Source organism: Krasilnikovia sp. M28-CT-15, assembly GCF_047159595.1.
In the GTDB taxonomy this organism is placed as follows: domain Bacteria; phylum Actinomycetota; class Actinomycetes; order Mycobacteriales; family Micromonosporaceae; genus Actinoplanes.
Genome location: NZ_BAAGAK010000001.1, coordinates 5,697,660 through 5,719,378, shown reverse-complemented (window position 1 = coordinate 5,719,378; position 21,719 = coordinate 5,697,660). Strand labels below are relative to the sequence as shown.

Genomic DNA, 21,719 nt, shown 5'->3' with positions numbered 1-21,719 from the left:
CGTTCCGGCGAGCCTCGGTGCGTCAGGTGACCTCGCGATCGCGTAGGCATCGGCCTGAGTAGGCCGGGCAGCAGCACGATCCCCACCGGTCGGGTCATGGCGGATGGCCTCAGAGGCAGCGGGGGTCGAGGTCGAGGGTGAACCGGTCGGCCGCAGCGAGTAGGTCGAGCATGGGGGCGACCTTGGGGAGCTCGCGGGTGAAGAAGTAGTGCGTCGCCGCGCGCTTTCCGTCGTAGAAGGCTCCCGGCTGGCCGTTGGCGGCAAGCCATTGCTCCAGCCAGAGCCAGGCAACAACGAGGTGCCCGGTCGCCTCGAGGTAGGCGGTGGCGTCGGCGAGGATCGCCGCCGGATCGCCGAGCCCGCCGAGGGACGCGGTGACGGTGGCGAGCCGTTCGGCGACAGTCACCAGCTGCTCGGCGTAGGCAACGCCGGTGGCGTCCACGAGGCGAGCGCGGTCAGCGGTCCTGGTGATGCGCGCCAGTAGGATGCCGAGACCAAGGCCTCCGTCGAGCAGCACCTTGCGGCCGAGGAGGTCCATGGCCTGGATACCATGGGTGCCCTCGTGGATGGGGTTGAGCCGGTTGTCACGGTAGCGCTGCTCGACGTTGAAGTCGCGGGTGTAGCCCGCGCCACCGAGCACCTGGATCGCGAGGTCGTTGGCGGCCAGGCACCACTGCGCGGGCCAGCTCTTCACCACCGGAGTGAGGACGCCGAGGAGGCGTGCGGCCTCCGCTGCCTCCTCCCCATCGAGCGAGGCGGCGTCGTCGACGAGTCGGGAGGCGAACAGGTTGAGCGCGAGAGCCCCTTCTGCATAAGCCTTCTGGGCCAGCAGCATGCGGCGTACGTCGGGATGCTCGACCAGTGCGACCTGCCTGCCGGTCTGGGGAGCGCCGACGGGGCGGCCCTGCAGACGCTCGCGCGCGTAGGTCAGCGACTCCAGGTAGCCGGCGTAGCCCAAGGCGGTCGCGCACAGGCCAACCCCGATCCGGGCTTCGTTCATCATGCCGAACATCGCCGCGAGGCCGCGGTGCTCCTCGCCGATCAGGTAGCCGACTGCGCCCGGCCGCCCGCCCGGCGTGTACGCGCCGTCTCCGAAGACGGGTGCGGTGTTGACGGTGCCACGGAAGCCCATCTTGTGGTTGATGCCGGCCAGCGTGACGTCGTTGCGCTCCCCGGGGTTGCCGTCGTCGTCGAGGAGGTGCTTCGGGACCAGGAACAGTGAGACGCCCCGTGTGCCAGCGGGCGCGTCGGCGGTGCGCGCGAGCACGAGATGGACGATGTTCTCGGCCAGCTCGTGGTCGCCGCCAGAGATCCACATCTTGCGGCCGAAGAGGCGATACGTGCCGTCCTCCTGCGCCTCCGCCCTCGTGGTGAGGTCGGCGAGGTTCGACCCGGCATGGGGCTCGGAGAGCGCCATGGTGCCGAAGAAGCGTCCCTCGGCCAGAGGCCTGACGTAGCGGCGCACCTGATCCGCGGTGCCGTAGGCGCGCAGCAGGTTGGCCGCACCGACGGTGAGCAGCGCGTATCCGGTAGTGCCGGCGTTGGCGGCGTGGAACCAGGACATGCAGGCGCCGTAGACCGACAGCGGCAGGTCCATGCCGCCGACCTCCCCGGGAAGCGGAGCCCCGAAGAAGCCCGCCTCGGCGAAGACCTTCAGCGCTGCCCCGACCTCGGGGATCACCTCGACCTGCTGGCCGTCCCATCGCGGCTCGGCGAGATCGGCTGCGCGGTTGTGGGGGGCGAACTCGCGCACCGCCACCTGCTCGGCGAGGCCGAGCACGGCATCGACGGTGTCACGGTCGTGGGCGGCGAAGCGCGGCCGGGCGAGAAGCGCATCGGTGTCGAGCCACTCGTGGAGGAGGAAGTCGATGTCGCGCCGCGACATGAACTCCCGTGCTGACGTGTGGTTCCCGCCCGTGTGTGTGGTCGTGGTCATGGCTGATCCTTCGTGGGACGGTGCGGCGGGATGTGTGGAGGTGCTTCTAGCATCCGGTGAAGGTCGTCGACAGGTGCAGCAGGCGTGGCATCAGATCAGCGATGGCCTCCGACGGAGCGTTGTGGCGCGTCGTCGTCCTCGAACCTGGTCACCGCCTCGATGCTCGCGGAGCATGGCGGTGTCATCGCCGTCTCGAGGCGGTTCTTGTCATGGCGAGGTCTCCCTTCACTGGCCAAGGCGGCCTGAGTCGCTGGCGCGTACACGGCCTCGTTCGGGCGGCGCGCCTCAAACAAGTAGGTCAGTGGAGTCGCCACTCCGCTGCAATTCTGCAGCAGGGCGACCCCATCAAAATTGACTTCAGACGACATCGAGTTGATCTGAAGCGACAGCTTGCCGCTCGGCCGAACCATGATCCCAGGCCGGGCAAACATGAGCGGCTTCCGAACAGACGACATATCGCAGACGTCGGCACGATTGAACAGGTTGAGCCGACGGCGCATGTCGCGGACGCTGAAAGGTGCAAAGCACTTGCTTTATCCGACAGTGGCGCTCGGCGCGACGTACCGATCATGATCCTTGACGTACTCACCACCGAGCCCTGGCACTGACCGGAGCGACCTTCGACGCACTGACTGGGCAACGCTCGCCGGATACCCGATGCGTCACGACCCGCGGTCCCAACGCCGAATTCGCGATGAGCAGCCGTGATGTCAACCGCCTCCGCACGCACGCAGCACGAGCAGGCCCGGCTAGCGCTGATGTCCCGATGGGACGAACCGGAGGGCGACGGGGGTCGAGCGCCGAGGTCGGGCTGGCAGATGGCACCGACCCCCTGCTCCGCCATCCGGAGAAGCACGCCGGCTGCACGCTGCCGAGTCCGTAGGTGGTCGGCCTTTCATGGGAGCTCTCGGTGGGTTAAGTCGGTTGCCATTCAGCAGCGCTCTTGTTCTCCCAATCTGCTCCCACTGTGAGTGACACAACGAGAACGGCTCGTTACCGAAGATCCGGTAACGAGCCGTTGAGCAGGTGAAACTCTGGTGGGCGATACTGGGATCGAACCAGTGACCTCTTCCGTGTCAACCAATGCTCGAGACCACCACTGCCCTGCGACTCTGCGGCGACCTGCCCTTTCCTGCGCAGCAGCAGCGGTTGCGCTTCGCGATGGCCCTGCCATGGTCCTGAGCAGGTGAGGGTGGTTGAGCGCTGTTCAGGGCCGTTGGGAGCGGGCTGGTGCTCCCAATCTGCCCCCGCCCGCAGCCGAACGATCCGGCATCGTCGATGCCGGATCCGGTAGGCAGGTCCCCAAGTCGCGGTGAAACCCGCCGTCCACATCCGCGTGTAGAGGCGAGCTACGGCGGCTACCAAGGGTTAAGGCTGCGGGCCGACGGTGACCTGGATGAGGGTATCCAGGCCAGGGCCGTGGATGTGGAACAACCGCCATGCGACAGGGGTGTGTGGTTCTCCACGTACCTTTCCCATACTGGCTGGCCGGGATGATTCGGGCAGTGAGCTCGTGCTTGTGGGTCAAGGCCCGTCTGTGCTCACCGCGAGGACTTGTGGGGCTTCCCGTCGGTGAGATGGCTTGGCGGAGGTTGGTCGATATCCATGGAAACCGATCAAGCTCAGACAAATTGGCGTCAGTACGGCGCGCGCTGTGTGGGTGCCCCGGTGCGCGGCACGGTTCCGTCGCTGCCTGAATACGGCACCTTCCCCCTTACGGGTCAACATGGCGGTGCTGGCGGCTGCCGGTTTGTCGCCGGCAGGTACTTCGCGCTAACCCGCGGACGTTCGCGGAGCAATGGCAATGGCCCCAACCAAGCAGGTGGACGTGCACGGCACGGCCGTCGAGCTGGACGTGGCGTTATGGCGTACGTCGCCCTGGACCAAACGCCTGGCGTGGGTATCCTGTCGGGTGGCGAGGCCGCCGTTCGACGGTCGCTTCTGGAGGGTGTCTGCGGAATGCCGGTCATGCCGCTACGTCGAGATGATCCACGCCATTTAGGACGGTACCGCCTACTGAGGCTGCTCGGTGAGGGCGGCATGGGCGCGGTATATCAGGCTCGCGATCCGGACGGCCGGATCGTAGCCGTGAAGGTTATCCGTCCCGAGTTCGCGGCAGTGGACGAGTTCCGGGCGAGATTCCGCAGCGAGGTCACCAGGGCTCGTCAGGTGCCACCGTTCTGCACAGCTGCGGTACTCGACGCCGATGAAAGCCATCGCACCCCGTACTTGGTTGTCGAATACGTCGACGGACCCAGCCTGGCTGAAGTTGTGAAGGAACAGGGCCCGCTCGTAGACGGTGCCCTCCACAGTGTCGCGGTCGGCGTCGCTACCGCCCTCGCGGCTATTCATGGTGCGGGTGTCATCCACCGAGACCTAAAGCCGGCCAACGTGCTGTTCGCGCTCGGCTCACCGAAGGTGATCGACTTCGGTATCGCCCGAGCGCTGGAGTCCACCAGCGAACATACGCGCACCGGTCACATGGTCGGCACAGTCGCCTACATGGCGCCCGAACGACTCGACGGGCCGGACCGCCCGATCACACCTGCGGTCGACGTGTTTGCCTGGGGCGCGGTCGTGGCGTACGCCGGCACAGGGCGGAACCCATTCGCCGCCGACTCGCCCATGGCGACGGCCGCGCGGATTCTGACCGCCCACCCCGAACTCGGTGAACTCACCGGCCCGTTGCGCCAAGCCGTCGAGCGGGCATTGGCGAAAGATCCCGACGACCGGCCTACCGCCACAGAGCTACTCGACATGCTGGTAGGCCAATCCCGTGCCGACAGCCCTGTTAGCCGGGCTGCATCCCGCGCACGCGCCCAGCGTCACATCCGTCCTCGCCACATCGGTAGGAGGGCCGCCGCCGCGGCGACCGGAGCGCTCACGCTGACCGCAGCCGTCGTTGTCGGGACGATCAACGGCTGGCCCGGACGTGGGACACAGCGGCCGAACGCGGCTGGCCCCGATGCACGCCAGCCATCGGTGCAGGAGAGCCTTCATCCGGCACCGAGTACGGCTGTACCAAGTCAGCCGCCGACGTCCGAGGCACCCACGAACGTCCGCGTGACCGACAAAGGGGACACGCTGCTCCTCACCTGGGACGCTCCGATAGCCGGCGAAGGCCCTGTCATCATCTCCGGCGGCCGTACTGGGCACGAACTGCGGGACTTTCAGCAGCTTCCTGCAGGAAGCGCAAGGTACGAAGTCTACGGTCTTAGCAAGACCGAAAACTACTGCTTCACGGTCGGGGCGGTAACCGCCGCCGAGAAGCGCGACACGTCAGAAGAGGCTTGCACGCACCGGCCGTGACAACGCCCTTTCAATGGCGTTCAGGATTCAGGGTCGGGACTGTCTCGCCAACGGCACCAATTTGTCAAGGCGGTGGTGTCAGAGAGGTGCCGCGCCCTGGACCATGAGCTTCCGTTACCTAGCATCGGACGTCTCATCAGGTCCGGGTTAGCACCGGGTTAGGGAGGTAAGTTCCTCCAGCGCTGCCTGTACGTCTTCCAACTCCGCACCGGACACTGTGGGCCGCGCGCTAGCGCAGCTCAGGATCGACCCGTCCGCCGTGGCGGCGGCTAGGGTCGTGCCGTCGGGGCTGAACGCGATGCTTCGCACCGAGGCGCGGACTCTGGCGATCTCGGTCGCTGGTGTCATTGTCCCTGTGGGCAGCCCCCGGATGTGTCCGTCGTAGCCGGCGCTGACGAGCAGCACACCATCGGGACTGAATCCGAGTGAGTAGATGCTGCCGTCGTGCTGAGCACCGTAGCTGTCGACTTTCTGTCCGTCGTCCGTGTCCCACAGCATGACGGTGCGGTCCATGCCCGAGGATGCGAGCCGGGGCTCCTGCGGATGGAACGCCAGCGTCTTGATCTGGTCGGTGTGCGCCTGCAGGCGGACGGGCGCCTCCGCGGTCTTGCTGTTCCACAGATCGATGGCGCCGTCCGCGCCACCGACCGCGATCAGTGTGCCGTCCATTGAGGCCGCCGCGCAGAGCAAGGGCCGGTTGCGGCGCTGGAAAGGCCGGTCAACGACGGTGCCAGCGAGCGAATCCCACATCCGCGTGGTGCCGTCGGAGCTGACACTCACCAGGAGATCGCCGCTCGGCCCGAAGGCCACATCGCGCACGGATCGATCGTGCTCCAGCGGTGCGGCCGCTGGAGTCCCGTCCTTGACGCTCCACAGCCGGACCGTGCGGTCCGATGCGGCCGTCGCGATCAGGTCGCCGCGCCGGTTGAACGCCGCGCCGTAGATAGCTCCGTCGTGGGCCTCAATTTCCAAGGACGGCGCACGTACGTCGTCCCCGCCCCACAAGCGCAGCATGCCGTCCTCGCCGACCGTCGCCCGGGTCTGCGAGCCAGGACGGAACAAGATCGCATTGATCTTGCCCTTGTGTGCCCGCGGCACCTCGGCCAGCATGATCGGTTTGGACAGGTCGAATTTCGGGGCCACGCGCATCGCCCGGACCATGCCGAGCAGATCGAGCGCGCTGCGGTGCGCGGACTCTAGGCGCTCCGCCAGCGGGATCCTGTCCGATTCCCCTGCCTCATTCGCCGCCTGCCGGGCCGCGATCCACAGACTGTGGAGCTTGGCCTCGTCGGCGCCCAGGTGCCTGCCGATCTCCACCTGCAGTTTCCAGGTTGGAAGCCGGGTGCCACGAATTGCGCTGTTCGCCGTCGTGTAGCTGCAATCCAGAACGCGGGCGAGTTCGCGAAAGCTTGGCTGGCCAGCTTGCAGATAGAGGTGCTGCACGTACGAGAAGAGGTCTGCAGCCGGGCCTGGGGGCAGCGGCACAGGGCTGAACTGGGGCACTGGCACCATCCGGGTCGGCGTTCAATGGCGTCTCAGTCTGTCAGGGACCCACCGGAACGGGGAGGTGTCAAAATCTGACACAAAATCGTTCAAGATCGTTGAACCTTGAGCCCTGTCTCTCGACCTTGATGCAGTCCTCGGGTTGATCAAAAAACGCCGCTGAGGTTCGCCACCATTGTGGACATCACCCCTGGACGAGGAGGTACGGAGATGGACAGGTCGCCACCCGAGATGCCTGGTACCGCCTCGAAGATCGTTCTCGCCGACCTGGTGCGAGTCGTGAAGCAACACCAAGATCCGGAGAACCGGTTGCGGGCACTGAAGATGCTCGTCTACCACATGGAGGCCCAGCCCATGGTGAATCTGCTGATCGACCGACTCAAGAACGAAAGCGACATCTCGACCCTTTGGCAGTGCCTGGGCTGGCTGCTTCAAGGCTATTTCGAGGAGTCGGAGGCCACGAAGGCCATTCTCCACCGGCTCGAGCGAGAGCCAGATACAACGTTGCGCCGGAACATACTGCAAATAGTCTCCCTCCGGCTCGGAACATCCGACCGAGTCCGGCGTACCGTCGGCCACCTCGCAGAGCATGACCCCGACCCGACCCTTCGCGCCGAAGCCGCGGAGACCCTGGCCGAACTCGAACGGCTCCGGTTCGCGCCGCCGCCCCCGGCCCCGGTCAGCCACTCGACCCGGCTGCTCGAGGATGCGCCCCAGGTCGTGATCACCTACCAAACCTCAGCACGCTGAGACCGAGGAGTCGACATGCCCAGCCGCACCTTCATCCACCAGACCCGCAGTGCCGTCGCGGTGCTCGTGTGCACTGCGGTAAGCGACCTCGCCGTAGCCGTCGTGGCCATCATCAACCCCGAAGTGGCCCCGATCGCCCTAGGCGCCATCGTCACCCTCACCACCGCCGGAGTCGCGGCCGTAGTTCCCCCGGCCCGTCCCACCGCCTCGTGACCCGTCAGCGAAGGCGCGGCCCACCGGGCCGCGCCTTCGTGCTGTGACGGCTTCCCACTGCAGACTCGCGCTCCGATGGAATCGGCACTCCGAGCAAGCAGACCCGCCAGTCGGTCCGCGGAAGTGGTCTTGGCAAGCCATCCTCGTTCGCCTCGGTGGCACACCGGTAGCGCCTGTGGTGGAGTTGGAGGCGCCGGGACTCTGCGCGGGAACCATGCTCTGCATGCCGATGTGGTTGGACTCGCGAGGCCAGGCTGGGTAGCCAGCTGGCGGTCATGAACTGCGTTCCGGTAGGTACAACGAACACCCGAGAAGCTTCGATCCATTGCGGATCGCTTCAGATCCACGGCACCACCGGGGTCGTCTCCGGCGCGGCGAGCCGGGCGAGCCAGCCGGCTATGCCGGCTGCGCCTTGCATGAAGCCGGGGTGCGGCGGCAGTTCGGGTGGGGTGGCGGTGTGCTCGGTGTTCGACCACGCCAGCCCGGCCGGCACCGGGATTCGGCGGGCGATCACATCCTCGGCGAGCGACGAACTCCAGGCGAGCATCGATGGATCGCCGGTCGCCCGGTACCGATCGAGCAGCAACTGTCCCACGCCCGCGGTGCCGCAGCAGCGGGCGACGTTGTCCCAGTAGCCGGGGTACAGCCGCTCGGGCAGCCGGCTGTCGCGCAGCGCCTGCAGGCAGGCGTCGGCGGCCGTACGCCAGCGCGGTCGGGGGGCGATCTCGTCGAGCAGGAGGAACAGCCGTATCGTCCCGGCCGGGCCATGGCACCACCCGAAATTGACCGATGGTCGGTCGGGGCGTGGCGGGATCGATAGCGGCAGGGCCCAGCCCTGCGGCTGGTCACCCAGGGCGACCAAGCCCTCCCCGGCGCGCACGGCGATGTCGATCAGATCGGTCCGGCACAGTGTCTTTCCGGCGGCTGCGAGCGCGTAGGCTGCTCCAGCGGTGCCATGGGAGAACCCGGGCATGAGCCATTCCCACTCGGCCTGCATCCGCCAGTGCAGCCCGTCCGGACGATCCTCGGCGAGCGCGGCGAGGTCGTCGGCGAGGGTGCTGCAGACGTCCGCGGTGGCATCGTCGGGCAAAAGCGCGAGCAGCATCCCGGCATCGCCCGCCACGATGTCGGTGTAGCGGCCGGGGTCTGCGGTACGGCGTCGAATGCGATCGGCGACCTGCCCGGATAGCTCGGCGGCGGCCGACCGGGCGTCGACGTCGCCAGTGACCGCGGCCCAGGCCCGCAGCGCCACCACGGCGCCGGCCCAGCCGGTGAACAGGCCGTCGTCCTCCATCGTCGGCGAGCTGGGCGCGCAGCGTACGAGAAAGGTCAGCCGGTCCAGGGCACCTTGTGCAAGTGTGTCGAGACCGGTGAGGCCTGCTGCGGTGGCCTCGGCGCAGCCGAGCAGGATCCCGGCGCTGCCGCTGTAGAGGAAGTCGACAATCTGGCCGTCTTCCTGCCAGCCCAGGCCGCCCTCGACTGGCGAAGCCACCGACTCGACCCACGCGAATGCCTGCCGGGCAATGTCGTTCATCACGCTGCTCATGGTGCCAGAGGTCGTTCGGGAGAGCGGACGCTTACAGAACGACGGGCTTGCTGCGTGCTCCCAATCTGCTCCCACTCGTGGCCGAACAGGTCGGCACGGTCGATGCTGGATCCGGCATGTGAGTCGGCGCTGTTAAGGGTTCGGAAACCGTTCGGTGCGGATGTGGTGCATGCGAGCCGACCACCCGCCTGCGGAGAAACCTGCGCGGCGTGCCTGCACCTCGACGCCGTCGGCATCGGCATCGGCATCGGTTAGATCCTCACCTGGGCCAGCCACCACCTCGACCTCGACTCCATCCTGCGGGCTGCCCTGGAACGTGCTGCTGTCGCACGCGTTGGCGGCCGGTCTGGTACTCAGCTAGCGGATCCGCGCGGTGGTCGACGACACCGCATCACCCAGTACTGGATCACCCGCAGCTACCGAATGCCCTTCGAGAACAGGCTCAGTGCATGAAGCGCTCGCCCCATACATGCCAGCGTTCGATCTCGACCTGGACGCTCACCCGAGGACGTTCACGATTGGCGTACGGCTCACCGTCGTAATGCCGCGACAGCCGGTCGATATCCCGCAAGCCCACGTCATCGGCGATGGAGACGACCCGGCCTTGCATGCTGACGTGGGTGCCCCAGTTGTCCTGCGCCAGCACGGTCAGCGAGACCCGCGGGTCCGCGCGCAGGTGCTTGAGCCGCGCCCGCTTCGCGTCGAGGCCCAGCAGCACACGGCCGTCGTCTTCGAGCAGATACCAGGTGGCCACGGTGACCGGACTGCCGTCAGCGGCGACCGTGGCCATGACCGCGGGATTCGGCTGCCGGAGAAGATCAACCACGGGCTGCGGCAGAGGCTTGTGAGTTGACATGGGCCGAGCGTAGATCGCCGAGCGCGACACCATGTCCGTTCCGTTGCCGCAGGCGGATGTTCTCAGTTCGAGCGCCGGACAAGCCCATGTCCACTCCCGAGGGGTCGGTCATCAGGAAGGGTACGGGCAGCGCGCCAGGGCTTCCTCGGCGTGATCCGGCCGCCGCGGTGATCAGGGTGAATGACACGATGCAGTGATGCTCTGGCCGGTCTTGCTCCCCACCGCTCCCCGCGACACCCGGTGGTCGCTGGGTGAGCGGGTATCGACCCGGCTGAGATGGCTGGACCACCCGGACCTGCCCGACGATCTCCTGCTGCACCGGGTGCACGTGCGGGCCAGCACGTTGCGCGATGTCGACGGGCAACCCTGGGCGCAACTCGTCGGGGCCGGCGACGCCACAACCGGCCGACCCGGCGGGGTCCGACCACGGCGCGTACCACCCGCCGCACTCCCGCCCTGCCGGCATCACGCTGCCGGGCGGCGGTTGGATTCCCTACCACACCGCCGCGGTGATCAGGGCTCTGGCGGCGCAGGCGTGGCTGCAGCGCCGGCGCCATTACCGGCCCGACCCCCACCGTCCGCGCGGCCACGACACCGACCCCGACCTGCAACCTCTGCCGGGCACCATCCACACCGTCACCACCGCCGTCGGCGCCGAATCCACCCGCCGCGACCGCACACCGCCGCCCCTGGCCGCAGAGCGTCTACCTGAGGGGATCCTGTCACTCACCGGACCCGGCGCCGCCGCAGCCGCCCGCGGGCTTCTGGTCACCGCCGTCCTCACCGATGCCACCCGCCATACCTCGGTACCCACGGTCTCCATACGACCCGGTGACCTGCGCACCCTGCTCCACGACTACGACCCCAAACAGCTCATCGCCGCAGGTTTCAGCCCCGGCCCCGACAGCCCGACAGGAAACCCGGCGGTGCCACGCTCCGCCGATGCCGCCGACGTTGTCCAAGACCCGGCCGGCGTACAGGAACGAATCGGTCTCCGCAACGGCCCTGCCACGGTGATTGTGCTCGGCTACGACCCTGCCACCAGCCACCGATGGCACGTCACCGCCGACGGCACCGCCACCGGGACCGACCTCAGCGAGCCGCGACGACTCTGCAGTCTCGACCCGCACGCGGCAGCCGACCTACTTACCCTCGTCTCCGCCCGACCGGAAACCGCTGCCGCTGCCGCTGCAGAGCCGCAGCCGTCACCCTGCCCCGGCCCGACGACCGGTCCCCAGCCAGGACAGGGAATTACCGCAGGACACCTCACCGTGCTCGGCGACTGCCAGCTCACCGTCCACGGCGACCCGGTCCCACTGCGCCGCACCGCCGGCCTGCAGGCCCTCGCCTACCTCGCCGTCCACCACGACGGCGCCACCCGCGGCGACCTGATCCACGCCGTATGGCCCGACCTACCCGCCGCCACGATCACCCAACGACTCCACACCACCCTCACCGACCTACGTCAACATCTCCGCCCACTCCTCGGAGAAGACCCCATCACCCGGCACGACGACCGCTACCAGCTCAACACCCACGCGATCACCACCGACCTCCAGCACTGGCACACCACCATCCAGGCGATGACCCACGCCGTCGGCACCACCGCCCAACAGCGCGCCTGCCGGAACCTCATCGACATGTACCCCGGCGAACTCGCCGCCGGACGAACCTGGCCCTGGCTCACCCCAATCCGCGAGCAAATCCGCCGCAGCCTCATCGACGCCTACAGCACCCTCGCCCACCACGCCGAACCCGCGGACGCACTCACCTGGCTGCACCACGCCATCGCCGTCGACCCCTACAACGAACCCCTCCACCACCAAGCCGCCGACCTCCTGCGAGCGACCGGAGACCACACCGGCGCCACGGAACTGATCAACCGTCTCCACCAGCGGCTATCCACACTCCCGCAAGGCACCGTCCACTGAGCCTCTGACCATCAGACGGGGGGTAGTTGTGGCGACTCAACCCATTTGCCGGAACACGGGGCTGCGCCTGTCGGCTGCCCTCGGGTAGCCTCCCGCGGCGTGAGCAGCCGCCATGATCAACCACAGATGCCTTACGCCGGCCTGCACTCGGTGCGACAGGACGCGGCGTTGGAGGTGTTCACGGGCGTGAACGCGGCCGGCGCCGCGGTGTGCGTCGCGATGCTCTCGCCCGCCGGTGCGGCCGACCCGGCCGTAGCGGCCGCATTCACAGCGGCCGTCAACCGGGACAACGCGTACGCGGCCCCGTCGGGCAGCGTCGAGATCCTGGCCGCCGACCTAGCCGCCGGGCGACCCTGGGCCGCGGTACGCCACGAGGCGTCCGGTCCCTGGCTCGACGCTCTGCTGGTCGAGCTGCCCACCCCGACCATCCCGCCGCCCCCGCCCCCGCCCCCGCCCCAGCCCGGCGCGGGTCAGCCCTGGCCGGCGCAGCCGTGGTCGGCCCCGGCCCCGGCGCCGTGGGCCGCGGCGGGATGGCAGCCGCCGGCGCCGGTTTCCGCGGCGACCACCGCCCGATGGTTGCCCGGGGTCATGATCCTGCTCTGTGTCCTGGCCGGGGTGGTCGTCGTCGCCGGCAGCGGGGTCGTCGTGGCGCTGCGGCTCGCCGATTCCGCCCCGCACCGCCGCGCCGCGTCGCGGCCCCCGACGCCGTCCTTCGCCCCGTGGCTGCCCCCGCAACCGTCCGTGACGGCGCCACCGTCGGCCGGACCGTTCGGCTCCGGACCGTTCGGCTCCGACCCGACGACACCCAGATCGCCCGAGCCGGGCAAGCCGACACTCAAGCCGGTACCGGCCCGCAGCCTGGTCGGGCCGACGTTCGGGCCGGCCGACAAGACGTACACGATGGACCTGAACGATATGCCGTTCGTGTTCCGCACCGGCGCGAGCTGGGGTTGCCTCGGCGGCAAGGTGGACATTCCCCAGGCCAAGGCGTGGGTGTGCATCGACGAGGGCAACCCGGGCAGCGGGCAGCGGATGAACATCATGCTGCGGCCGTGCCCGACCACCTGCACCCCGGCCGAGCGCACCAAGATGAATACCGACTGGTTCGACGCACCCCGCAACGCCCGCGCCGGCAAGGACGGCCGGACCTGGTACGTGGAGACCGCCCGCGACGCCAAGGGCCGCTACACCCTGGACGTCAGCCACTTCTTCGGTGACAGCGCGGGCGCGAAGCTGCGCTGGCAGGTCGGCGTGTGGGGCGGCTCGCCGCCGGCGGGCAAGGAGCTGATCCAGAAGATCATCAACGACGTGTACAGCCAGACCCCCTGAGTGCGGTGGCCTCGACCGATGCTGGGGCCAGGCAGGATCCCACTACTGCGAATCCGGGGGCAGCACGGGCCGCAACCCGTTCCTCGAGGGAGTCGTGCCGCCCCGTGGTGGCCTTGTGCGGCCGCATGGTGCAACGAGCGGGTTGCTCCGCAGCGAGTGGCAATGATCGGCAACACTCAGCTCATGAGGATCTTGCGGCTGGTCGTCGTCGGCATCGTGCTCGCGGTGGCTGGCTGGGCCGTTTTCGTGTCGCTCAGCTCTGATGAGCGCGCTCAGCCGTCGTTGAGCGCCATCCGTAGGGTTCTGCCGCGGCCATCACGTTCGGTGCCGCCGGTGACCCACCATTGGAGAAGCGACGGTCTCACCTGTCCCGTCCTGAAGAGCAAGGAAGCCCGCGCGGCGGGGGCCTACGGCGACGCCGATGTCCGCAAGTCGGTGGAAAGCGACCGCGTGCACTTCACCATCATCTGTTCGTGGCCCGCCTCTCGGCGATTCCGGGAGCCCGGCAAGGACCTGGTGGGCAAGGTCACCCTGGAACTCATCGTTCCGGCCGAGCAGTCCGTGGCCGACGAAATTTGGCAGGCCAAGGCCGAGTACATGACCACCCCTGTGAAGGGTGTCGGTGAGCAGACGTTCATCCAGACGAGCTTGCCCGGGGGCTACTTCCCGGACCCGGGGAGCTGGCTGCTGGCGCGCTCGGGCAATGCCATCTTGTCGGTCTGGCTCATGCCCAAGGACCTGGAGAGCAAGGATGCGGTGATGAAGGTGGAGGCCGTGGCGCCGGCCATAGTGCGGGACATGCTCGCGTCTCTCGTGCCGGCGTGACGCTGGGCCGTTACGCGCGTTGTCCACCGGATCCACTCTCGTTTCCGCTGGACGACGCGCCTGACCTGCGGCACCGCGGCCGCGGGGTCTCGTGATCCGGGTTCAGCACGCCGACACTCGCCCCATATCGTCGAATTGCCGCCCTAGCGATGTATGTCCACGGTGGGCGGGTTGCGCGTTGGCGCCGGGCGGAAGCCGTCGTGCCGCGCGCCGCCACGCGATGGGTGAGGCCGGTCAATGGTGGATCCGGTTGTGTCCGAACGGCGGGGCCGCTGGTTGATCTTCGCCCCGTAGGCTCGCGCGGCTTGTCGTTCACGGGGAGGATCCACCGCCATGCACCGAACCCTGCGCCGCCTGCTGTCAGGATCGGCGGCTGCCATCGCCGCGGCTGCGGCGATGGTTGTGCCCGGGAACCTCGCACTGGCCTCTCCCAGCTCGCCTGCGTCGGGCGCCCCACCCACGGTTCGGCTGCACTTCCCGGACATTTCGGTCGCCGGGACGGAGCCTAAGGTGAACCCGCTGTTCGCCTGGGTCGACGTGCCGGGTGACGCCCCGGCGCAGGTCGGCACGATCACCGTCAGCGTGGACATCACGGACGTCGACCGGATCGCCACGGTGGAGGCGTTCGACGATTTCGCGGTGGGTGAGCAGACCTGCGCCCGTACCGGCGTGGTGATCAGGTGTGCGCTGCCGGGCCCGTTCGACCTCGAGCCGGGAACAAACCTGCTGCCCGTGGCCGCGCTGACCGTCACCGCCAAGCAAGGCGCGGGCAAGGGCGCCCACGGCAAGCTCGCCTACACGGCTCAGCTCGACGACCGCCCCGAGGTCACCGCGCAGTCGACGGTCACCATCGGCGAGGGTGTCGACCTCGCCGGGGTCATCGGCGAGCCGGTCACCGTGGCGCCCGGCGCGGTCGTCGCGACCGAGGTGCGGGTGTCCAACGCCGGTGCCGTCCCCGTGCGCGGTGCGGTGCTGGTACTGGTGGGCTGGGACCCGAGCCTGGTCGACGGCAAGGGCTTCAGCAACTGCCGGTACGGCATCCTCACCGTCTGCACCTTCGACGACGAGTTGGCCAGCGGCCGAACCTACGAACTGTCGATGCCGATGCGCCTGCGGATCCCGGCCGACGCCGCCGCGGGCAGCCGCGCAAGCGCCTTCGGTAGCTGGTACACGCCCTCCGACTTCACCGAACTGATGGATCTCGCGCCCGGCTCCGGGGCCGAGGCTCTCGGCCCGAAGGGCGGCGGAGGTGCCGTGACGCTACAGGCGGTCCCGGCGACGAAGAGCTCCTCGGCCGCGGCGCGACGCGCAGACACCACCTCCGAGCCCACCGCCGACGCGCCGACGCCGGTGGTGGTCAGCCAGGTCGACACCAAGCCCGAGAACAACATCCTGATCAGCGAGGTGGTCGTGGGCGGCAGCCGCCGGACCGACCTGGCCGCCGTCGGCGGCACCATCACCGCAGCCGCAGGGGACCGGGTGCACGCCCGCGTCGGCTTCACCAACAACGGACCCGGCACGCTCTACCACTGGAGCTTCCAGAACACCGACCCGGCCACGCATCTCACCGTCCCCGCCGGCCTGACGGCCGTGCAGGTCGACCCGCGGTGCATCCCGCTCGATCTCGTCACGGGCTTGGACGACGAGCAGGACGGCGCCGGGCAGGACGACGCCATCGCCGTGACCGACGTCGAGGACATCGACCTCACCGGCGCTGCCGAGTACGTGTGTGCGCTGGAGGACGGCCGGACCAAGGCGAAGGCCTCGGCCCTATTCGACTTCACGTTCGAGGTGCGCGACGACGCCACCGCGGCGCCCGGCCAGGTCCGCATCAACGAGAAGCTGTTCACCGACAGCGGCGCCCTCGACCGCGACCACCACAACGATACCGCAAAGATCACGGTACGACTGTCCGGTGACGACGGCGGCCAGGGCGGCGGCCTCCCGGTGACCGGCGCGAACGTCAGCCTGCTCGGCGCGGCCGGCGGTGTACTGCTACTCGCGGGCGCGGCCGGCCTGCTGCTGATGCGGCGGCGCCGCATACGGTTCACCGCCTGACCAGCCGATCCGGGGCCCTGCCGTGGTGCAGCGCCCCGACCACGATGAACCATCCTGCTTGTTCAACGTGGTCTGCCTGTCGTGAAGGTGCTCACCCCCGGTGCGTGCGCGCCAGCACCGGTGACGGGCAAAGGAGTCAGGCCGAGACTCCACCGGCCGCTTGGGGTCTGCGGACGGTTGGCACGCTGACCGGGAGCAGTTCCTTGTCGGTGGCCAGCGCAGCGGCATAGCGGGCGTCGGCGGTCGCCGCGCGGGCTTAGCAGCGCATCGGGAGGGTCCCGTTGGTCAGTGCCAGGGGTGGGTGGTGAGTACGTCGACGATCATGATCGGTTCGTCGTGCCAGGCGCCGCTGCGGGACAGCCCGAGTGCCACGTCCAGCGCGCTCTGGTAGTCGTCGGCGTGCCGTGCATCCTTCAGGCCTCGGACTCGCACGGCCGGTTCTAGTGGTCTATCCGGTGCGGAGGGCGGGGCGGGGCAGCGCGGCCACTCGGCGATCAGTCGGCCCTGGTACACGACGGCCAGCTTTTCCAGTAGCGAGAGGGTGGTGTACCCCATGGGGACCGCAGCGTGCGCTCCCCGCTCGTCGGACGAAGGTTCGGCGCCGTCCGACGCGGGCCACGCGAGGGTGTAGCCGGTGGCGAACATCATCCGCTGGGTACGCCGGTCCGTGACGTCGAACGGGTCCAGGCCAGCGCGGGGCCAGTCGGCCCTCAGGCTGGTGGTGGCAGTGAGCGCGGGCAGCGGGTCCACCGCCCAGGCTTGGGTGGCGGGTTCGGCATGCACCCGGATAATTGTAGGGACCGTCCGTCACCTGGCTTGCGCCACTATCAGCCGGCGAGCACCAGGCTGAGCCTCACTGTCGGTCTTCGGGACTAACGGTGCCGTATCGGCTGGCCGGGCTGCTGTAGCCCGGGTCGGCACGAAACGATAGCCCCAGCACCAGCCCTGAACCTCGTGATCCGCGGTGGCGACGAACGCGACCGCCCCAGGTGCCCGGACGAACCCAGCAGCACCGCCGGATTGGCCGCCAAATCGCCGCACCGCCTCCTTGAAGATTTCCACGTCGGTCAACGAGACACGAATGATCACAAAAGCATCTTGCCCCAGCCATTCATGATCGGACCCGTTTGGATCTGGTGACACGTCTCTACCCGCACCCCAGCTACGACTGGAGCCACTCAGCCCCTGGAGCGTCTCACTCAATCTGAGGCACGCCAGGTCAGAGCCTCGCAGTGCCTCAGATTGAATGAGACAGGACAGCCAACAACATCCGGAGCCGGACAAAAGGTAGACCGACTACGGCGCCCGACTCATCGAGCACCATAATTGTCCTTATGGTGTGGGTCACTTACGTGAGCCGGATCGGTGTCCCTGCGAACGCAGCCATCGGCGCGGGTCGCACCGGCCGTCGTGTGGTGGCATTGCCTGATTCGGGCGTCGTGGCGCCTCGCAGGGGTAGGTGGATGAGGGTGTGGCGAGATCGGGCGGCGAGCATCCACAGGCCGATGATGGTGAACGCGGCGTCGGCGCCCAGTTCCAGCACGTACCACGGGTTGTTGTCGACCCGCACGGCGCCGGTGATGCGGCCGGCGGGCCGTATGACGCGGTATTGGTCGGCACCGACCCGCCCCTCGTGGACGAGAATCTCAAGGTTCCTGCCGTGTCCAACTGGGTGCGGGTGTGCATCAGCGCGAACCCGAGTAGGTTCTGGCCCCGCCATCGGGCCGGGGTTGTGCGCGGCGGGGTCAGTGGCGGCAAGGCCGATACCCCAGACCCGATCGAGCGGGCTGGGGTATCGCTGGTGCGCTCTTCCGCGAGGTGCACCACCCGGCCGGTGTCGTGGTCGGTGACCACGGTGAGGAACTTGCGGCCCTTGTAGGCGATCTCGTCCACCCCGATGCGGTACAACCCGTCCAGCCCGTCCTCGTCGAGATGCTCGCCGACCAGCCGCCGCACCAGCGCGTCGATGGTGTGCCAGGTGGTGCGCAGCAGCGCCGCGACACCCGCTTTCGACAGTCGTTTGACCAGCCAACCGGCCATGTCCTCGAAGTCGCGGGTATGCCGGGCGCCCGGCCGCGCCCACGGCATCCACTCCGTGCGAACCCGATCACAGGCGCGGCAGTCGACCCGCCGGATCTCGGCTTCGATCGCCATCCGGTGACGGCCGAAGTCGACGTGCCGCCACCGCCGCCGCGAGTTGTCGTACCGGGCCCGGCCGGTTCGCCCGCACGGACACACCAGCAGCTTCGACCGCAACCGTACCCCGATCACGATCGCGGTCTCGGTGAAAGACACCTCATCGACGACCGTTCCCGCAAGCCCAACAGACGGTTGAATACAGTAGCGGCGCGCACGTGGATCCCTTGTTCGGACCGGTCTCAGCAACCGTCCCAACGACCCAAAACCCAGGTGCGCGCCGCCTCCATGTGCGCCATCCGCCGACCCGTAGCCACACCCCTACCCACAGCAACCACACACAAATTGGCACAACCGTTCGAGACGCGCCGACATCGCGGACGAGGGACGCGAAAATTGTCGGTCCCATCATTCAGACTGCGACCTGTTAGGAAGTAGCGAGTCGATCACCGAGAGGGAGGGCGTCGGATGCAACCAGTTGCGCCTAGTGGCACCGTCGACCTCCTCGAACAGTTCCACGCACGCCTGCACGCCCACTTCACCGACCTCTATGCGGCACGCAGTGCCTTGACCGGCGGTGCGCCGGTGTTCGCCCTGGAGCACGCGCTACCCGACGAGGATTTGGGCCTGCTGAAGACGACAGTCCGCGCTGCAATCGCCCAGGGGTTCCAGGTCAAGCATCGGAAGTGGTGGCTTCCGTTCGCCGTGTACGCAGCAGAGTCCGGATACCGGTACGACGGCAAGGAGTACTGGCAGACCTTCGAGGATGAGACCCCGATGTGGGCGCACTTCGGGGACAGAGACAAGATCCGAGCGTTCTTCATGAAGTTCGCCGAGGCATACGGCGGCGTTGTGCCGCAGGGCGGTTTCGCCGGAAACTTCACGATCATCGCGTGGCCGATTGCCAACGCCGTGCTTCCGACCTCGTTGCAGCGTGATCTGGCAAAGCTCCTCTTCGAGTTTCAATTTGGGCTGACGCCCGAGTTGCTGGCTGACCCCCAGGAACTCGGCCGACGGCTGCGTGCTCGCTCTGGTGAGTACACCGAGCAGTTCCGCATCTTCTGCCGGAGCGAAATGCTGCTGGGCGGCCTGGCCGCGGCCCTCCTGTCGGGCGAGGAGGACGAGTCGCCCTATCTGATTCCGTCAACCTTGGCCCGGTTGGTCGAGTCGCTCCGGGTTGAGCAGAAGTCTCGGCAATGGTTGGACTCGGCCAGGCGGACTGCGAGCCGGGTCCGCGCCCGCGGGTTCGTTCGGCCGGATCCACTACAAGTCCGCCCAGGCCAGGCGAGACGACTCCCTGCCGCGACCGATCCGCGCATCACCCTGAAGCGGGTTGATGGCAGATGGCATGCCCACGCTGCGCTGCCTGACCTCAGTGTGCTTGGCGTCGACAACGCCGCCTTGTACGACGAACTACGTGACCGACGTGCGCGAGTCGACGGCGCGGAGCGATCGTTCCTGCCGCGTGGTTGGCTCCTGACCCCCGGGCTGGATCTGCGGCTCGCAAGTTGGCCCAGGCAGGGTTCGGCGTTCCTGCAGTTGGAAAGTGCTCCCGGCGACGTCAATGACCTTCTTGCTGTGCGGTGCGCCCTGACGCCTGGTCCGACGTGGCTGTTCCGACGCCGCGAGTCTGGGGTGGCCGTCGAGATCAAGGGAAAGGTCGTCCGGCCTGGCGTGCGCTACACGCTGGTTGTCCGGGGAGAGGCGCCCAGCGCGCGCCCGTCGTGGATATCCGATGGCACTGCACTGATCGGCGGAGTTCATGTCCTCGAGTTGGCGCTGCCCGCGCAAGTCACGGACACGGACGTTCAGACCCTGCGCGGACTCGGCCTAACGGTCGTGTCTGACGTGACGATCCGGCCAGTCGGAGTCGTGGCCAGCGCCTGGGACGGCGAAGGTGGCGTGGAGTGGCTGGCCGGCGAGCGCGGCCTGCTCGCCGTCGGCACTCAGCTGGCTCCAGCCGCATGCCTTTTTTCGATCGACGGCCGACAGCATCGCATCGACTGGCAACCGGGCCAGCGCGAATGCTTCCTTGTCATCGACGACCTTGCCGTCGGGACGTACGAACTCGGCATCACGCTGCTTGACGAGCAGGCACACCCGCTGGTGCAGGAGTCCCTGATCGTCACGATCAGAGACCCGCAGCGCCGGCCAGATGCGGCGACTCCGGGAGAGGGCATTCGCCTCCTCGTGTCTCCCGCGCGTCCGTCGATGAGCGAACTGTTCGATGGACGAGCAACGCTGTCTATCGATGGTCCATCGGGGACGGACGCTGACCTTCATGTCTCGCTTCGCTCTGAACTAGGCGAAGTACTCACGGACGTACTACGCAAGATCCCCTTGCCCATGTCGTCGGAGGAGTGGAGCAAGGTAGGGAAGGGAATCCGCGACGACTCCCGAATGCGGGACAACTACGACGCGGCGGAGTCCGCGAGAGTTGTCGTATCGCGCGCCGGGATCGGGTTCGCATCGATCAAGTGCGACCGCGGCTTCCAGCCACTGCGGTGGAAGGTCGCGCGGGGCCACAACAGCGGTCACGTCGCCCGACTTATCGACCGCACGGACCATGCCTCCACCAAGGTCGAACTCTTTACCGTCGAGCAGCCACTCGTAGCCGTCCGTTGCGAACCGGACGAGGCCATCGCGGTGCCTGCGCTCGGCGGTCTCCTGCGGGCGACGGCTGGCGATGCCCAGGCCACCATGCTGCTGCCGACCCAGCCGATGCAGGTGCTGCAGGCCCGGCGAAACGAACCCGAGTTCGGCTGGATCGGTCGCCAGCCGGATGAACTCGTGCCCGTCATCGATGCGGCTGCGGCCTGGGCGGACGCGGACTTGCCAGGTGATCCATTTGCGGCCAGGCAGCAAGAACACGTTCTGGAGTCACTCACTCGCAAACTGGTCATGGTCATCGCGTACAGCACTCACTGGACCAATCTGGAATTCCGCCTCGCACGGGCCGACCACCTCATCGACCACGTCGATGACATGCGGGCAGCCGTGGGTGTTGACGAGAGGCACAAGGCCCTCGCGACGAAGATCGCAGGCCACCTCTTCGAGTGGGCAGAACCAGGACGGATGCTGGATGGATTCGGCACGCTCATCGAGCCCGCGCTGGTGCATGCCCGCCTGTCGGGCCATCCGGGAGCCGCTCGCTTCTTGCTGCTGCTCGCTGGCATGCCGTGGCATCTCTCCACGTGGGACGCGGGAGAGCGTGCGGCGTTGCTTCGAGGAGTCACGACCTCCCCGGTCTTGGTGCGGGCCGCTCGCTTCGCCGTGCTCGGGGCGCGGGCGTTCAAGGACGCTGAAGAAGCTGTGAAGGGGTTCTGA

The 21,719-nt window shown here is 68.0% G+C and carries 15 protein-coding genes; 8 read left to right on the top strand and 7 right to left on the bottom strand.

What is annotated here, in order from left to right:
• Positions 1 to 109: 109 nt before the first annotated feature.
• Entirely contained in the window at positions 110 to 1,936 is a 1,827-nt protein-coding gene (locus ACMCNO_RS26195; protein WP_412752100.1) for an acyl-CoA dehydrogenase, read from the bottom strand.
• Between the two features lie 95 nt (positions 1,937 to 2,031).
• Positions 2,032 to 2,436, bottom strand: a complete 405-nt coding sequence (locus ACMCNO_RS26190) for a hypothetical protein (protein WP_412752099.1) — start codon at positions 2,434 to 2,436, stop codon at positions 2,032 to 2,034.
• Positions 2,437 to 3,799: 1,363 nt separating this feature from the next.
• Here ACMCNO_RS26190 and ACMCNO_RS26185 point away from each other — a divergent pair.
• Positions 3,800 to 5,245 carry a protein kinase domain-containing protein gene (locus ACMCNO_RS26185; protein WP_412752098.1) on the top strand — a complete coding sequence of 482 codons (1,446 nt, stop codon included), beginning with the start codon at positions 3,800 to 3,802 and terminating at the stop codon, positions 5,243 to 5,245.
• Positions 5,246 to 5,392: 147 nt separating this feature from the next.
• Here the strand turns inward: ACMCNO_RS26185 and ACMCNO_RS26180 are convergent, their stop codons facing one another.
• Positions 5,393 to 6,688 carry a WD40 repeat domain-containing protein gene (locus ACMCNO_RS26180; RefSeq protein ID WP_412752097.1) on the bottom strand — a complete coding sequence of 432 codons (1,296 nt, stop codon included), beginning with the start codon at positions 6,686 to 6,688 and terminating at the stop codon, positions 5,393 to 5,395.
• A 270-nt stretch (positions 6,689 to 6,958) separates the two neighbouring features.
• Between ACMCNO_RS26180 and ACMCNO_RS26175 the strand changes: the two genes are divergently transcribed.
• Together ACMCNO_RS26175 and ACMCNO_RS26170 are read left to right on the top strand one after the other, a co-directional pair.
• The gene (locus ACMCNO_RS26175; RefSeq protein WP_412752096.1) at positions 6,959 to 7,498 is read left to right on the top strand and encodes a hypothetical protein; all 540 of its coding nucleotides are present in this window, start codon (positions 6,959 to 6,961) and stop codon (positions 7,496 to 7,498) included.
• Positions 7,499 to 7,513: 15 nt separating this feature from the next.
• Complete coding sequence (locus ACMCNO_RS26170) at positions 7,514 to 7,711, top strand: hypothetical protein (protein WP_412752095.1); 198 nt, start codon at positions 7,514 to 7,516, stop codon at positions 7,709 to 7,711.
• A 337-nt stretch (positions 7,712 to 8,048) separates the two neighbouring features.
• On the opposite strand, the gene ACMCNO_RS26165 is transcribed toward ACMCNO_RS26170, so the two are convergent.
• Positions 8,049 to 9,257, bottom strand: a complete 1,209-nt coding sequence (locus ACMCNO_RS26165) for a lanthionine synthetase LanC family protein (RefSeq protein ID WP_412752094.1) — start codon at positions 9,255 to 9,257, stop codon at positions 8,049 to 8,051.
• A gap of 442 nt (positions 9,258 to 9,699) precedes the next feature.
• Positions 9,700 to 10,113 (bottom strand): PPOX class F420-dependent oxidoreductase, encoded by a 414-nt coding sequence (locus tag ACMCNO_RS26160; RefSeq protein WP_412753814.1) that lies wholly within the window; start codon positions 10,111 to 10,113, stop codon positions 9,700 to 9,702.
• 350 nt (positions 10,114 to 10,463) lie between these two features.
• On the opposite strand from ACMCNO_RS26160, the gene ACMCNO_RS26155 reads away from it, so the two are divergent.
• The 4 genes from ACMCNO_RS26155 (at position 10,464) to ACMCNO_RS26140 (ending at position 16,256) form a co-directional block, all read left to right on the top strand.
• Entirely contained in the window at positions 10,464 to 12,044 is a 1,581-nt protein-coding gene (locus tag ACMCNO_RS26155; RefSeq protein ID WP_412752093.1) for an AfsR/SARP family transcriptional regulator, read from the top strand.
• A gap of 126 nt (positions 12,045 to 12,170) precedes the next feature.
• A complete protein-coding gene (locus ACMCNO_RS26150) occupies positions 12,171 to 13,373 on the top strand; it encodes a hypothetical protein (RefSeq protein ID WP_412752092.1) in 1,203 nt (400 codons plus the stop codon).
• A 162-nt stretch (positions 13,374 to 13,535) separates the two neighbouring features.
• Entirely contained in the window at positions 13,536 to 14,198 is a 663-nt protein-coding gene (locus ACMCNO_RS26145; protein WP_412752091.1) for a hypothetical protein, read from the top strand.
• A gap of 510 nt (positions 14,199 to 14,708) precedes the next feature.
• Positions 14,709 to 16,256, top strand: a complete 1,548-nt coding sequence (locus ACMCNO_RS26140; RefSeq protein WP_412752090.1) for an LPXTG cell wall anchor domain-containing protein — start codon at positions 14,709 to 14,711, stop codon at positions 16,254 to 16,256.
• Between the two features lie 285 nt (positions 16,257 to 16,541).
• Here the strand turns inward: ACMCNO_RS26140 and ACMCNO_RS26135 are convergent, their stop codons facing one another.
• The gene (locus tag ACMCNO_RS26135; RefSeq protein ID WP_412752089.1) at positions 16,542 to 17,039 is read right to left on the bottom strand and encodes a hypothetical protein; all 498 of its coding nucleotides are present in this window, start codon (positions 17,037 to 17,039) and stop codon (positions 16,542 to 16,544) included.
• Positions 17,040 to 17,600: 561 nt separating this feature from the next.
• Positions 17,601 to 18,551, bottom strand: a complete 951-nt coding sequence (locus tag ACMCNO_RS26130; protein WP_412752088.1) for a helix-turn-helix domain-containing protein — start codon at positions 18,549 to 18,551, stop codon at positions 17,601 to 17,603.
• 309 nt (positions 18,552 to 18,860) lie between these two features.
• Here ACMCNO_RS26130 and ACMCNO_RS26125 point away from each other — a divergent pair, with 309 nt between their 5' ends.
• Positions 18,861 to 21,719 carry a hypothetical protein gene (locus ACMCNO_RS26125; protein WP_412752087.1) on the top strand — a complete coding sequence of 953 codons (2,859 nt, stop codon included), beginning with the start codon at positions 18,861 to 18,863 and terminating at the stop codon, positions 21,717 to 21,719.